Below are 15,001 nucleotides of genomic sequence, written 5' to 3'. Positions count from 1 at the left end.
CCAAGGGTAATTTACATGACAACACAGGCAGCTTCCAAACTGAAACCGGGTAAAATACTCGATACGTTAGGGGCGATGAAAAATAGCCTGACGCGTGTTTCTCAGCGCATTGCTGATTACATCTTGTCTCACCCTGTTGAAACGACACAATTTTCCATAGCTCAACTTTCCCAAGCGACAAAAGCAGGTGAAGCCACTGTTGTACGTTTTTGTCGTGCTCTTGGTTATAAAGGCTTCCAAGACTTTAAAATGGACTTAGCGATAGAAATGGCGACATCAGATAGTGAAGAATCGCCAATTTTGGATGCAGAAGTGAGTGAGCAAGATGACATCCACACTATTGGTTTAAAATTACAAGCAACTATCAACAACGTGCTGTCAGAGACCTTGAATTTACTTGATATAAAACAAGTACAGGGGGCAGTAAATGCATTGCTTTCGTCAAATTATATTTTTATTTGTGGTGTCGGCTCCTCGGGGATCACCGCAGAAGATCTGAAAAACAAGCTAATGCGTATTGGCTATCGTGTTGATGCAGCTACCAATAACCATTTTATGTATATGCAAGCGTCCCTCTTAAAACCAGGTGATATCGCCATTGGTATTAGCCATTCGGGTAATTCTCCAGAAACCGTTCATGCATTAAAACTTGCACAACAAGCAGGAGCATGCACAATTGCACTAACACATAATTTAGGATCACAAATTATGGAATATGCTGATTACCATTTGATTAATGGTAATCGCCAAGGGAAATTACAAGGTGACTCCATTGGTACAAAAACGGCGCAATTGTTTGTTTTAGATTTATTGTATACCCTACTTGTTCAAGCTCAGCCTGATATGGTAAAAGAACAAAAACTACGGACACTCAATGCATTAAAGAGCATTAATTCCGCCTAAATTCAATATGCATTTTTATCGGTTTTCAACAGAAATCAGCTAAAGATCACACTTTCATTTTTATCTTCCTTCAACGCGAATTTCGTTATTGCGTTCACAGCTAATGCTCCCTAATATAGAGCTAAACTCCAAATTCAAAAAAATTAAGAAGCTAACCTCCAAAGGACTTATTATGAACAAACTCTCTGGATTAATTGCTGCGCCTCATACACCTTTTGCCGCCGATGGTAGTGTAAACTACCCTGTCATTGATAAAATCGCAGAACATCTTATTGCAAGTGGTGTAAGCGGTGCTTATGTATTAGGAACAACGGGGGAAGGTATTCATTGTTCTGTTGAAGAGCGTAAAAAAGTGGCTGAGCGCTGGGCTAAGGCTAGCCAAGGAGGATTAGAGTTAATTATTCATACTGGTGCATTAAGTATCGCTGACACCATAGACTTGGCTCGTCATGCAGATACATTAGATATTCGTGCCACATCCGTCATTGGTCCTTGCTTCTTTAAACCCAGTAATGTGGATGATTTAGTCGAATATTGTCGTTTAGCCGCTGAGAATGCCCCATCTAAAGGTTTTTATTACTATCACTCTACAATGTCTGGTTTAAACATTGATATGGAGAGTTTTTTACAAGTCGCGGGTACAACTATCCCAAATTTATCTGGTATGAAATTCAACTCTCCTGATATGTATGAATTCCAACGCTGTATACGCGTTAATGAGGGTAAATATGATATCCCATTTGGAGTCGATGAATTCATACCTGCTGGGTTAGCATGTGGCGCATTAAGTGCAGTTGGAAGTACCTATAATTATGCTGCACCCCTCTATCTTGAAATCATTGAAAAATTTAACATAGGTGATTACCAAGGTGTCGCCGCATGTATGGATAAAGTCATTGCAATTATTCGTGTATTAGTGGAATACGGTGGTGTGGCTGCCGGAAAAGTTGCCATGCAATTACATGGTATTGATGTAGGTAACCCGCGTCGCCCGCTACGCCCATTAACTGTAGAACAAAAGGCTAAAGTATTAGAGAAGTTTAAAGCCGCTGATTTCTTATAGTCAGTTTGGTATAAATCAGTGTTGATAAAATAGCCTATACCTTAACATGTTATCAATTAATGAGGGCTACACATAACGTGCAGCCCTGTTGCATCAACATAACTAAGATTGATTATTTATTATCTTTATTCTCAATCGCTATCATTTGTGGTTTCTCTTCTTCTGGCAGTTCATATTCAATATTAATAGCCAGTAACCCACTGGATAGATTAGCTTTCTCTATTTTTACATTTTTACCAAGATCGAATTGCAAAGTGAATTGCCCTTGTGATATTCCACGATGGAGCCATTTTTCATTATCCTCCTGTATTTTTTCCTCTTTTTTCCCCTCTACCAGTAAGCGCCCTCCTTTCAATGATACCGTTAAATCACTTTCCTGATATCCGGGAACGCTAACCGTCAACTCATAATGGTTATCATCAATTTGTTTTAGATTATAAGTCTGGGCTGGTACTGATACAGGCTTACTTCCGGTTAATTGGCTAAATAAGCGATCTATCTGATCAAACCGATTCGACAACATATTGTCAGAAATTGCTGGAAATAGTGAAAAAGGTCTAATGTTAGTCATAATTCCTCCTCCAATATTAATTGAACTAGGGTAAAGGTGACTTACCCACAATATAGATAAGAACGAATTGTCATTTTTCAACCCCATGACATGATTTTTACCTATTTTTATATTATAGAGATGTGAATTCAGGTGAGCCTACCCCGCCTAACGGTATAACTTATATTGAAAGAGAAAGCGCTAAGGGGAATAAGTCTCAAAAAATAACTGATAAATATCATGATGGCAGAGGTAAACAATGGCAAATTCTTACGATTTAAAGCGCCTGTTTTTAGATATCGAGCAGTAAATATCTTTAACCACCCAGACCAAGGACAGGCTAGATTAACTATTGAACAATATAATCAGCAGTCAATATCATTATATTTCCACCATGTCCGTTGCAATCAATCCTGACTACATGTTTTGGTGTCCATGTTGTTAATGTGTACGTGTATTTAAGGTTACTTATTGATGTTAATTTATGCTCCATTGCACCAGACGTATAAATAGCCTCTACTGATAGCTTACATAAGTCATAGTTCATTTTTTCAGCATAAATAAAATCCCAATCACCATAATTAGACCTTTTTGTATCTGCTACTAATGAGTCAATGCTATTGCTCGAATGTGCATTAAAACCAAAGCTAGTAATCATTAGCAAGGTAGTAACTATGTATCCTTTCATCTCACCATCCCATCAATTAGTTTCAATGATATTAGCTTAGAGGGAGTGCAAATTGAAGTTAATTAGTTGGTGGCACATAGTGTGGGAATACAGTAAAAGTGCAATACGTTATTAGAAATATGATGACAATTAACACTGTCATCCCAAGCCAAGAACCCCATGTTTCCTAGGGTAAATATCAACCCGGTAAGTTGGCATTTGGAGCTATAGTCATAGAGCATTTTGCTATAGCAAATATAATAGAGAAATAGATTAAGTAGCCAAGCCAATTACGCATATCAATCCCCCTCAGCGTGTAGAGGGTAAATATTAGGATAGATGTAGATTTCAGGCAATAAAAAATTATAAATTACAGTAACTTAGATTTAAATTCATAGAGCTAATATTTATTCAAGATAAATTGAAACTGTTTTTGAATTAACCCAATGAATTCATTTTAAATAAGTATATCAATGCAGTATAATGAACTAATTTCTATTAAGAGCGCCCATATGAAACAACAAATCAAGCCAGAGTCAAATGACATTACCCAACCACATTGGCCTACGTTGAAGCTCATATTGAGTTCTTTTATTGTTTTTAGTTTCTACTTAAATTTAGCTGATAAAAGTAAGGTTTCATTTCTTATTGATATTTTCGACTTAACATTAATTCCTATGTTTGTATTTATAGTTGCATTCGTAACGAAAAATACTACGTGGAAATCTTTGAAGTTTAGCTTACTTTCATCCTTTATAATTTACTTAACATTTCAAACAGTTGATGCAATTCCATTGTACTTTTCAGGCGAATTAAGTTTGAAAGTTTATATCCTTGAGCCTCAAAATGGAGTATGGTTTTTTTTAGCCACTCCTGTTTGGCAAGCTTTTTTTTTATTATTACCACCAAGATTAAAATCTAACATTTCAATATTATCTTGTATTTTGATGGTATCATTGGTTCTTTCTTATTTAGCCAACAATTATTTAATTAACTTATCAAAATTTTTCTCTATTATTATATACTTCCCATTCTTTATCATCGCTTATTTTATTAATAATGAAAAAGTATCCTCACTTAGAAAAAAACCTTACTTGATAATTGTAATCAGCACAACCTTGGCTATAGCCGCACTTTATTATGAGGAAAGTATCAATAGATTAATCATAAACAGTACTCACGCTGATTTTTTATCATTTTTTTTTGTTATTTATATTTTAAAATTCTGTATAAGTATAGTTTTAGGTTCTAGTATTATTTATTTCGCTTCATCAACAGATAAATATGCTAAACTATCAAACAATGCTTTAGGTGTTTATTTAATTCATCCTATTATTTGTTTTATTTTTTTACAAACCCTAACTTATTTCCATGTGGAATATAGCTCATTAGTCGTCATACTACTAACGCTATCAACTATCAGCATCGCTCTTTTATTAACCTTTAACTCAACCATTCACTGGTTTATTGAACCTAAGTTAGGTTTCAACAAGTTAACACATTAGTGCTACTTACCCCTTAAAATTCACTAAATTGATAGACAGTATCAATGTAGCCAACCGCAATTTCATTAAAGTGACTATGTGATTTGATGATTTGCGGTGGCTATATACAAAAAAGACCGTGCAGTGCGTAGCCCTTGGAATATTTTGTTGTTTGAAATGGCGTTATGACTAATTGAGTTCAAGCATTGCATTTGTTTTAATAGATAACTGACCATTTTTAACAAAGAGCGGGCTCGCAACAAACCCACCACTTGCTGGCTGTTTTAATCCCGTGCTAACCATCAGCCCTTCAATGCGCTTTAGTTGCGCTTCCAACTTGTCTAAGTCAGCGCTATCGACTGAGATCTTTATAGATAGGGTGGCTATTTCTTTTTTATCTGACATGACTGTCTCCATAAATGAAAAATCCACCAGTGATTAGCTGATGGCTATAAATATTTAACTTATGTATAGTGCTGGTAGCTTAAAGCAACTTAGAGATTATATGATTTATGGCTGATGTTTTTTCCGCACTTCTCATCGCTTTCCTTGTTTCGTTTGTTTCTTTCATAGCTATAACGCTTTATATGGATAATAAATATAAAGGCGACACATCTATGTCAGGGTGCTTTAATTCATTCTTTGCTTCATTTTTCATTCCGCTAATTATTTTTATTGCAGTATTTTTGTACAATTTTAGTTTCTATTAAAAGCCCGCTCTAGGCGGGTCATTGTGAATTCTTGTTGTTTGTTTAATATCTAACGGCATATCGCGCATTGATTTAGGTATTTCCCTTTCACCATACTCTTCGGCTATTGCCATTATTTCTCTGTATGGTTTTGCGAGTGGGCAAGCTACAACAGTAATGTTCTGCCCTCCGCTTCCTATGGTGTTAGCTTCATTGTTTCTACCGTCATTACCAGTGCGACTTTCAATGCAGCACCAGTCCACGGCTAACTCTTAATTAAATCTTCTTGTTCATCCACCATTTCCCCCTGCAATTTAATTCATCTCTATTCACTTTCTCAACAAAAGGTCTACTGCTCAACATACTTAATATATTTGCAATTTAAACACATTAAACTAACTTAATCTAAATTTATTGAGTTTCTATGGGGTAGTATATGATTACTTTTGAAGTCATTTTATGGACTGCTGGTATCTTGGTAATTTCAGCGGTTGCATTCCTTGTGTGGGTAACAATGATAATACTGAGTAACAAAGCTAAGGCAGATGCTCAACGCGAAAACACTAAAAATAAAGTAGAAAATGGTGACTAAATAAAACTAACGCCAGCCATGTCTTCATATTCGTACTCTCTTTCCGCATTTGCTTACACTTAATTCATGTGAAGACTTTGCTAATTATCTATGCTTATAGTGTATTCAAATAGTTTTGATAATTAGCTATTATTTGGCTTTAGTTACATTTATTTTATTCGTTTTTTAAATAGAGGCCTTAAAGACCTTACACGGAAAATTTATGATAAAAATAAAGTATTTGCCAATTATGATGTTTACTTACTCTTTATTTGCAGCAGGTTCGGATCATGATTGCGCTAAGCTATCCCCTGATCTCAATATACAAAAAGTATGCGAACAAGCCAATAAAGGGGAGGCTTTAGCTCAATATAAACTAGCAGTACAATACGCTAAAGGTGAAGGTGTTGAGCAGAATAAAGATCTGGTCTTTAAATGGATGGAAAAATCAGCGCAGTCAGGTTATCCAAAGGCTCAGTATCAAATGGCATTAATATACTATTTAGGTCGTGATTTTCCACAAGACTATGATAAGGCAATGCTATATGCCCAAAAAGCCGCGCAAGGTAAAATACCTCAAGCACATAATATCATCGCAGGAATGTATTATTCTGGCAATGGAGTCCCAGTGGATCTCAAAAAAGCATTTGCTCAATATGAAAAAGCAGCCAACCAAGGTGACCCTATGGCACAATTCTATTTGGCAGAAATGTATTTTGAAGGAAAAGGTGTTAGTAAAAATTACTCTAGGGCTATTGAGTGGTATATCAAGTCTGCCAATCAAGGCTATGCAGATGCTCAGCTAGAATTAGGATACCTTTACTATTATGGCGATGTGATTAAACAAGATAAAGACAAAGCTTCTGAATTATTTAAAAAAGCGTGCTTAAACGGCATTGAAGATTATGATGAATTATGCGCCGAATGGCGGTAATACTCATTCTGGTGCTAATTCTGCTTCTGCTGATTCGATATTTTCATTTAAAATAGCCCCTGAGTTAGCACCATAATAATTTATTTCGTTACTTTGCTAAACGCATATTCAGCTACACCCTCTTCAATAAAATATTTGCTCGTTAATTTTTCATAGAACGGCTTCCAGTTTCTGCGCCATGTCCTTTCGTTAAGATCAGGCACTAAATGTCTAATTACACTAAACGCCGCAGATGACGGCACCCGCTTAGGGATCAGACAGATTTGAAGAGGGAAGATGGAACTCCGCCAAGTTTTTATGGGCAGCGTTCTTTATCAGAAAGGTTATATAGAGATCAAGGCATCGGTACTAAAACTTTATTGGCCATAAGAGCTAGGTAATGACAGATAAATATCATGATGATCGAGGATAAAATTGACAGGTTTTAGCTATAAAATAACGATTATTTTGTAGCCTGTTTTGCAGAAGAGTTTTGCAGGAGTTTTGTAGAGGAATTTTTCAAGGCAAAATAAAACGGGAGTTTTTAGGCTCCCGTTGTTAATCACACCACGTAATAAATTACATGTGTTTAATGATTGCGTCACCGAATTCGCTACATTTCAGTAATTTAGCGCCTTCTAATTGACGTTCGAAATCGTAAGTTACAGTCTTAGCCGCGATTGCGCCTTCCATACCTTTAACGATTAAGTCAGCGGCTTCAGTCCAACCCATGTGGCGTAACAGTATATAGGGGCATCATTTCTAACACAATGATATTTCTGGCTTTATCAAAAATATTTTGACAAAATCACAGTGTAAATAGTGATTTATAAGCTGTTGATTGTATAAATTATTGTTTTAGTTTTGATAACCGCTTTTCTGGCACGATACATAATTCCCCTTGATCTTTGATTGCCTTTTGCTGTATATAATTACAGTTATATTTTACTGTATAAAAACCCAGTCAATTAACCTGCGAAGGAGTGTTTTATGGTTACCATCAAGATCCGCTTTAATAGCAATAAAAAAGGTAAATTACCTACAGGTACTTTTGAAGCATTGAGAAATGAAATAACAAAAAGATTAAGTGCCAAATACCCCGAGCTAAATATCGATATAAACTGGAGCACTCAAGATAATGTGTCTATTGATGGTCTTGGGAAGAATGAGAAGAAAACATATATTGAAGAAACGCTGGAAGAGATATTTAACGATGGTGATTGGCTTCCTGAAACCCAAGAAGCCGAAGTGGAATATTTTGATAAGTGATCTAGATGCGCCAACCACTCGAGCTGGCGCATTAGTTTTTATTGTTGCTCTACCTGTTCCGCAGCGTCCTGCTCTGCCCTTTCTGCTTCCTCTGCTGCACGTTTAGCTTCTTCTTGCGCTAATCGCTCTGCTTCTATCTTAGCGAGTCTCTCAGCTTCAGCTTGCTTTTGATTGTAGAGGGAGTTAGGTGGCATTTCGACACGCATGTCTATCCAGCGCGATTCAGGTATATCACAAGGTTCGTAGTTTTCGAAGTAAACAGGAACACCTTCTTCATCAAAGTGCTTAATGCGCTTGTTCTGGAAACGTTCTGGCATATCTGCGTTCTGTTGGTGGAAAACAAAAACTTCAATGTCACCATCTGGTCTCACCTCGTAATCAATGAGAACCATGTTTTTACCGTTATGGTCTTGAGGAATGACAAAGCCGTTATTGATACCCCATGCACCATCTGCATTAAACCCCACAACACCTTTAATGAGGTAATGGCCAATACCAAGGTGCTCCATTTCAACGCCTTCAGATTCTTCGTTTAACTCAATGTCATCAGCGAAGAGTTTAACAATCGGGGATGCGGCTTTTAAGTTACCGTTTGAGTCTTTAGTTGTGTTTCCATCTGTATAAACTTTATTTTTCCTAATCTGTCCATTTGCAATATCTGCACGAGAACGCCACACGGTCAAATCACCATTTGCGTCATTTATGAATAACCCGGCTCGAATTGATGCTGAATATGAAATTAATAGCCCTGCGCCGTGATTTACAAATGCATTGTCATCATTACCTCCGCCCATTTTAAAGAACCGAGATTGTAGTGATGACATGAGTTGTGAATTTGTAGCTCTAGCAGCTTCCAATGAGCCAAAGCCATAATCACCAACTTGCATTAATGTGCCCGGCGAATTCGGAATAATATGTGTTTGCCACGCACCACCCATGTTTCTACTTTTAATTGCAGCTTCATTTCCACTGCCACTTATTTGTACACCAGATCCGCCATCTCTATAGGCTGTTATTTCACCTTGATTTGTTTGTATTGACCCTGTTGCTTTTATTACTCCGTTTACATCCCCACCAGCCTTATCAAACTTCCCATCTAGCTGCTTATCCATTTCTTTTGTGGTGCGCAGTTGCTGGGTTGTTTGGTCTGGCAATGTAACAGTGATAATGCCCTGCTCGGTCATCCAGCGCGTTAATATGTCGCTGAACTGCACATTCGCACCATTCATGGACACAATCTTATTCATCGCATCGGAAACAGAATGAACCATCGTCGTGAGAATGACGTATTTTGCCCCCGTTGCTGCGGTTGGTAATGGGAAATTTAATGTGAGTTCAGTATCTGATTGAATCGACTGAATACTGTTATTGTAAACAATGTTATTAATTTGAATTTGAATTGCTTGCTCTGCGGATACACGATTAATGTTATTGAGCCATTTAGTGCCGGTACCAACTAATTTAGTGCTGTTTGCTGTTGTGGTAACTGTGCCCGTACTGTACATAGGATTCTCCGAAATTTAGACGTAAAAAAACCGCAATTAAGCGGCTTGTTCATATGATTCATTAATTTAATGGTTAGAAATAATCATCTCGGTTTAAAACCAAAACATTACATTCCGAATAAAATTCACTACCTGTTCCAGATTTTTGGTCTCCCTGCACTCCTGCATATGATCCACTGGCTATACTGATAGTGCCGTTTTGCATTTTTAATCCGGCATTCCATGCTCTTCGTCTACCCGTCGAACCAGTAAAAAATAACCCATATTGCCCCAGTGTCACCAAAGGTTTATCAAACGATTTCACGGCATTTCGCCCTAATTTGACGTAACTTGGCGTTTTGAGTGGTGGGTAGTAATTTGTCAGGACGGGTTCACCGAGATCATTAAATATAAATACTCCCCAATCATTGAGCTTTGCAGGTGGGCTAAATCCACCTTGCGTTATGACGATATCCATTTGAACTGATTGCCCGTTCGTAATAACACGATTATTTACGTGGTCATACTCAACAACAGCGGAAGAGTGATCCCAATAAGCTAGCACTGATTGTGAGCTCATATTGGGTAAATTACTGGGTAGTGTCATTGCGTTATTAACAACCCCGCTATAACTCCAGACAATAAAGCCCAGCTTCGACTTATCCGTAATTTTTGAATAATCCGTAGCATTATCAATCACAATACCGAAGTTGCCCTCCTGGTCATCTGCATCAAACATTTCGAAAATATGAATGGTTGCCGTTGGATCTCGGTAGCCCTCCCAGTCGGCATTATTGTTTGGGTTTATATAGTTTACATACATATAAACAGTGACAAGATCACCCGAAATAACAATGTTCTTTATCACTGTAAACATGACCCAGCCATGTCCCGGTAACCATGCATTACAAGCCTTGTAGGGTATAGCGACTAGGGTTGAGTTTGGTGATTTATTTTCAATCCTAAACTGGACTGTATAGTCTTCTGTTTTTCTTGGGGGTTGGCCTAAATTGAGGGTTTGTAGATACGTAAAATTTCGCGTTCCAGACAGTGAGTAGGGGTTTTTCACCCCTACCTCATTAAAAATATAAACATCATATTCCATAAAGCCGCCCTATCACTATTTTGGGTTTTCCTCCTGCATAGACTGCGATTTGGTCATTTTTGATGGTCATTCGTGACCCTGAGTCATCACTACCATTGATTTCAATAGTGCCATTATTCATATCAATCCTTGTCCCTGTTTTACCTGCAGCATAGTTTTTGGAGCGCATATCTGTACCCACAATGATTTTTTCAATTGTGGCTTTGTTGATAAAAGCATCACTCATAACAACCTGCCCGTTAACGACGACAAATGCCGGATCTAACTTGCCGCTTACAGGATTAAAAATGCCGAAAGTATCTGCACTGAAACCAATTTGTGTGGTCACCTTTCCATTTTTGATAATAGCACTCATCATCATTTGGGCTTCATAGTATTGCCCATTTACCATCACGGCGTTTTTAATGCCAAAAATCGAAGAGGCATTACCGTTGTGATCAACTGATGTTTCAGCTCGTTTCTCAATTGCCGCCTTGTTATCACCTATTTCTGATTTAATGAGTTCGTTAACTTCCGCTTGTGACTTCTGGTTATCAGCGACAACTTTTTGTAATGAGTTGATACTTGAATTCATAGCGCCATATTGAGCATCAAGTTGTTCCACTTTTTGCGCCAAGGCATGCGTTTCAGTCGCTATAACAGTTTCCACACGTCGAATGGAAGCCTTCACACTCAACACTTCTATGCCTTGAATATCATGCTGAACTTGCAGTTGACCAACTGCCTCAACGGTTGCCCCTTCAATATTGGCTACCGTTTGCTGCAAACTCGAAATTGAGGCTTCTGTTTCTTCGAAGCGGGATTCTGTTAAAGCTTTCTCCGTTGTCATTGCTTCATCAAGGCTTGTCGTCGTTTCTGATAGCTCATTGATGCTCGCTTTGGTTTCGTTGTATTGGCTCTGCTGGTTTTGCTCAACCTGTGTAAGTGTTTTATCTAAATTAGCAATTGTAGTCTTGTGCTCAGTCACAACACTGCTGACTTCGGATAACTCACGGCCTTGCTCGGTTAACTGACCTTGTAGCGCCTCATCGCCGAGGTTAATTTCAGCGCGTAGCTGTTCTTCAGATTTTGCAATCGCTTCACCCTGTTGAGCCTGAACCTCCTTAATTGTGGTAATCGCGCCTTCTGCGTCATTGAGACGTGCATCAATTTGTACTTTATCTTCCGCTCGCGCTTCTGTTTCAGTGGCTAAGGCTGTCTCAGTACGGATAATACGGGCACGCGAGACCAGGCTTTCATTATGCAGCGAAAGAAACTGTGCTTGAGTTTGCCCTATGGCCTCCACTAAGGCTTTGTTATCATCCGTTGTGACTTGCCCTAGGTGCGTTAGATACCCTCTCATTTCGCCAAATTCAGCGGCAACGGATTGTTCTTGCTTCGCTTGTGCTTGCTTTAAGTCGACCGTTGCAGTTTCAACCGTAGTCACTCGCCCTTTAATGGTACCGACTTCATCGTTGGTCTCACCTAAATCAGCACGAACTTGCCTAATATCCTCTGCAAAAGCTTCATTTGATTTTGCTAGCGCATTTTGAATATTCAGAACATCAGCAGCCGTATGCTCAAATTGAGCCGCAACTTCTTGCTGGTACTTTGCCTGAGAGGCCGTAAAGTCAGCTTGAACTTGTTGTAACTGCTTAATTGACGCCTTACCTTTAGCGGATTCCTCCTTGAGCTCATAGTAATTTTCAGTGGAAAAGTGAACAACTTCCATGACCGCTTCATTCACCGCCTCTAATTCGCGATCAATACTGATAACCTTCTGCCTAAAATCGTCACTATCAATTTTTAAATCAGTGAGATTGTCCTTGTTGAAGTCGATTTGCTCCTGCATTTGCTGTCCAGCTTCAGTGCTGAGAAACTTATCACCGATAACCTCCAATATTTCATCAGCCCGATCCTCTGGCTTGCCGTTGGCTTCAACAAACTGCGATTTGCCTACAGGGTTCACGGTTCTGACATAAACATAATATGTCTGGCCAGCTTTAAGCTTTCTTCCTTGGATAACCCACATCGTGCCGTTGCCAAGATATTCAGCTAATAGCTCAACTTCATTGATATTGGCGATCTGCTTTTCAGAAAACCAGAATTCATACTGCAGGCGTAGGGCATTTTGCCCACCCACATGAGGGATAATCCCTAAACTGAAAAAGCCCGGCTCAACATCGATATAAGACGGCGGTGGCGGTGGGTTAATATCAAATGAGACCGAGGCTTGTTCGCCCTTTTGCCCATCTTTATTTTGCGGTGCGACAGAGAGTAGGTAATTACCTTGCGGTAAATTACCAATACGATAACGGTTTTCTTGGGTTTTAGCGGTACCAACAATACGCCCTGCTTGGGTTAATTTGAGAATAAAATCAACACCTCGAACCGCTGTTGCGGTTGTCCAGTTGGCTTCCACTTGCCAGTTGTCACTATCTGCACTGACTTCAACAGAAAGGTTTTCAACTGGAGGAATGTAGCCGCCCAATGGCGTATCGGGCAACGGCTCAAATTTTACACCCTGATCAACAATAGCCTCTTTTTCGGGGACATGTTGAACTGCAATAATACTGTAGGTACCATCGCCTTTATCAGAAATGGTGATAGCTCTAAATAAACGACGAGCCAAATCAGGCAGATTAATTCCCCAAATGGTTTTTGCTTTTAATCCTTTTGGTACCGCCTCAACTTTGATTTGGTTATTGGATAAATACCCCGTAATTTTCACACGTTCATATTTTCCGGTACCATTCATCAGGGTAATGAATATTGAACCTGATTTAGGCGGGGTGATCTCCCTGTCTAAAGTTAAAACTTTTTGAGTGGCATTAATATCAATGAGACGACCACTAATGGGATCCTCACCACCGACCCAGTCATTATCCATGATTTCAATAATGTCACCGGGAGTATGGCGCAACCCTTCCGCCCCCAAGTCAAATTCTACTGTTTGTGTTTCTAACTTTTCAGTCATTAACACCCACAAACCATAGCGCCTTGCTTGACCACGGCTCGTACACCCAAAAGCATCAAGGCGTAAGACGTTAGGACCGAATTGAGCTACCAGTGCATCATCCGTTACCTGTTCGATGCTGGTTTTCCAACCATTTTCATGATCAATGAAACGCACTTCAATGATATTATGGCGGGCTTTTGCCGGGCTAAAGCTGTAATTAAATCGACCTGCAACCACATTGGCGTTTGTGTAAGGCCAAACAACATCACTCGGGCGATCTTGAATGAAAGTGAGCATTTGCCCATTCCATGCAAACATCACTCGCATTTGTGAGCAGAGATCTTGAAAAAAGTCATAAGCTTTACGAATATCAGTAATGTAAGCATTGCAGGTAACACGAGGCTCTGTGCCCCCAAAACCATCAGGCACCCTCTGATCGCAATACTGGCCAATAACATAAAGTGCAAATTTATCAATTTCTGACAGCTTTAACCGCTTACCTAGCCCGGCACGGGGATTTGTCAATAAGTCATACAAAACCCATGCAGGATTATTTGTGTAAGCAGGTTTAAATGTTCCACTCCAGATACCACTATATTCTCGTGTTTCGGGGTTATAGTTATCAGGCACCTGAACAATACGCCCCCTAATGAGGTAACTGCGAGAAGGGTATTGATTACCAAACTGCTCACTTTCAAACGTCAACCCCGCAACCGCTGAACCCGGATAGGTTTGATTAATATCGGTGATCTCGGTATAGCTTGACCATATCGTATTATTTTGTAGTTTATCGCTATCACTATCCGGTGTAATGCGAAGCATACGAATGCTAAATGGTGGAGATGGTAAGTTATCAATAATAACTGCAGTTAAATAAGGTGAATTACTACGCTTCCCTCGGATTGTAATATTTTTCTCTGTCACCCATGTACCATTGCGCTGCACTTGAACTTGTAATTCTACTGCAGTGGGTACTCTATCTCCGTTATCCTTAACCTCGACCAATGTTTGGGTTCCAAACGTTAAGCGGAGGCGATCAATGTTCCTCGAGGTAATTGTTCGTGTAACTGGGGTGCTTTTTTTTATTTCAATCCCCACAGGAGTTTCACTTGAGGATGAAGAAAACCCCTCTAATGCTGGCTGCTCCAATGTTCCAGAGACCCACTGAGCTGTCATACCATTGACATTGCTATTACCAGACGAGTCAATCACAGGGGTATTATTAAGATACACGCCCTTTAAATCACCCACAGGTCCCTCAATGGGTCCTTCGCTTACAAGGTCAACGATAGACAGTTTTTGCCTTGATGTTAAATCGTTAGGTGCTTCGTACGGTGTACGTTGCTTGCCTCCACCTTTACCCAT

At 39.1% G+C, this 15,001-nt stretch carries 13 protein-coding genes and 1 pseudogene; 6 read left to right on the top strand and 8 right to left on the bottom strand.

Annotated features, from left to right (window positions below; all coding sequences use genetic code 11):
• Positions 1 to 15 precede the first annotated feature (15 nt).
• Together ABE954_RS09870 and ABE954_RS09865 are read left to right on the top strand one after the other, a co-directional pair.
• Complete coding sequence (locus tag ABE954_RS09870; RefSeq protein WP_042843482.1) at positions 16 to 903, top strand: MurR/RpiR family transcriptional regulator; 888 nt, start codon at positions 16 to 18, stop codon at positions 901 to 903.
• 172 nt (positions 904 to 1,075) lie between these two features.
• The gene (locus ABE954_RS09865; protein ID WP_166686901.1) at positions 1,076 to 1,966 is read left to right on the top strand and encodes a dihydrodipicolinate synthase family protein; all 891 of its coding nucleotides are present in this window, start codon (positions 1,076 to 1,078) and stop codon (positions 1,964 to 1,966) included.
• A gap of 112 nt (positions 1,967 to 2,078) precedes the next feature.
• On the opposite strand, the gene ABE954_RS09860 is transcribed toward ABE954_RS09865, so the two are convergent.
• Complete coding sequence (locus ABE954_RS09860) at positions 2,079 to 2,537, bottom strand: Hsp20 family protein (RefSeq protein ID WP_042843480.1); 459 nt, start codon at positions 2,535 to 2,537, stop codon at positions 2,079 to 2,081.
• A gap of 1,158 nt (positions 2,538 to 3,695) precedes the next feature.
• Here ABE954_RS09860 and ABE954_RS09855 point away from each other — a divergent pair.
• Positions 3,696 to 4,688 carry an acetyltransferase gene (locus tag ABE954_RS09855; protein WP_371025880.1) on the top strand — a complete coding sequence of 331 codons (993 nt, stop codon included), beginning with the start codon at positions 3,696 to 3,698 and terminating at the stop codon, positions 4,686 to 4,688.
• Between the two features lie 168 nt (positions 4,689 to 4,856).
• On the opposite strand, the gene ABE954_RS09850 is transcribed toward ABE954_RS09855, so the two are convergent.
• Together ABE954_RS09850 and ABE954_RS09845 are read right to left on the bottom strand one after the other, a co-directional pair.
• The gene (locus tag ABE954_RS09850; protein WP_166686884.1) at positions 4,857 to 5,072 is read right to left on the bottom strand and encodes a hypothetical protein; all 216 of its coding nucleotides are present in this window, start codon (positions 5,070 to 5,072) and stop codon (positions 4,857 to 4,859) included.
• Between the two features lie 301 nt (positions 5,073 to 5,373).
• Positions 5,374 to 5,619, bottom strand: a complete 246-nt coding sequence (locus ABE954_RS09845; RefSeq protein WP_371025879.1) for a hypothetical protein — start codon at positions 5,617 to 5,619, stop codon at positions 5,374 to 5,376.
• Positions 5,620 to 5,792: 173 nt separating this feature from the next.
• Between ABE954_RS09845 and ABE954_RS09840 the strand changes: the two genes are divergently transcribed.
• Positions 5,793 to 5,948: a hypothetical protein gene (locus ABE954_RS09840; RefSeq protein WP_162762176.1), complete on the top strand. Its 156-nt coding sequence runs from the start codon at positions 5,793 to 5,795 to the stop codon at positions 5,946 to 5,948.
• A gap of 202 nt (positions 5,949 to 6,150) precedes the next feature.
• Entirely contained in the window at positions 6,151 to 6,861 is a 711-nt protein-coding gene (locus ABE954_RS09835; protein WP_048607399.1) for a tetratricopeptide repeat protein, read from the top strand.
• An 80-nt stretch (positions 6,862 to 6,941) separates the two neighbouring features.
• Here the strand turns inward: ABE954_RS09835 and ABE954_RS09830 are convergent, their stop codons facing one another.
• Both ABE954_RS09830 and ABE954_RS09825 read right to left on the bottom strand, forming a co-directional pair.
• Entirely contained in the window at positions 6,942 to 7,064 is a 123-nt protein-coding gene (locus ABE954_RS09830; RefSeq protein ID WP_230683866.1) for an antitermination protein, read from the bottom strand.
• A gap of 355 nt (positions 7,065 to 7,419) precedes the next feature.
• Positions 7,420 to 7,587, bottom strand: a pseudogene (locus tag ABE954_RS09825) (NADP-dependent isocitrate dehydrogenase); the annotation flags it as partial.
• A 243-nt stretch (positions 7,588 to 7,830) separates the two neighbouring features.
• Between ABE954_RS09825 and ABE954_RS09820 the strand changes: the two are divergent.
• Positions 7,831 to 8,109 carry a DinI-like family protein gene (locus ABE954_RS09820; RefSeq protein WP_195697292.1) on the top strand — a complete coding sequence of 93 codons (279 nt, stop codon included), beginning with the start codon at positions 7,831 to 7,833 and terminating at the stop codon, positions 8,107 to 8,109.
• A gap of 38 nt (positions 8,110 to 8,147) precedes the next feature.
• On the opposite strand, the gene ABE954_RS09815 is transcribed toward ABE954_RS09820, so the two are convergent.
• The 3 genes from ABE954_RS09815 to ABE954_RS09805 form a co-directional block, all read right to left on the bottom strand.
• Positions 8,148 to 9,614, bottom strand: coding sequence for a hypothetical protein (locus ABE954_RS09815; protein ID WP_371025878.1), 1,467 nt, complete (start codon positions 9,612 to 9,614; stop codon positions 8,148 to 8,150).
• 73 nt (positions 9,615 to 9,687) lie between these two features.
• Positions 9,688 to 10,698, bottom strand: a complete 1,011-nt coding sequence (locus ABE954_RS09810; protein ID WP_349484694.1) for a DUF6453 family protein — start codon at positions 10,696 to 10,698, stop codon at positions 9,688 to 9,690.
• Entirely contained in the window at positions 10,688 to 15,001 is a 4,314-nt protein-coding gene (locus ABE954_RS09805) for a phage tail protein (protein ID WP_371025877.1), read from the bottom strand. The genes ABE954_RS09810 and ABE954_RS09805 overlap by 11 nt, the downstream gene beginning before the upstream one ends.

This window comes from Providencia sp. TYF-12 (genome assembly GCF_041344805.1).
GTDB lineage: Bacteria > Pseudomonadota > Gammaproteobacteria > Enterobacterales > Enterobacteriaceae > Providencia > Providencia huashanensis.
This window is presented reverse-complemented; position numbering and strand designations above follow the sequence as displayed.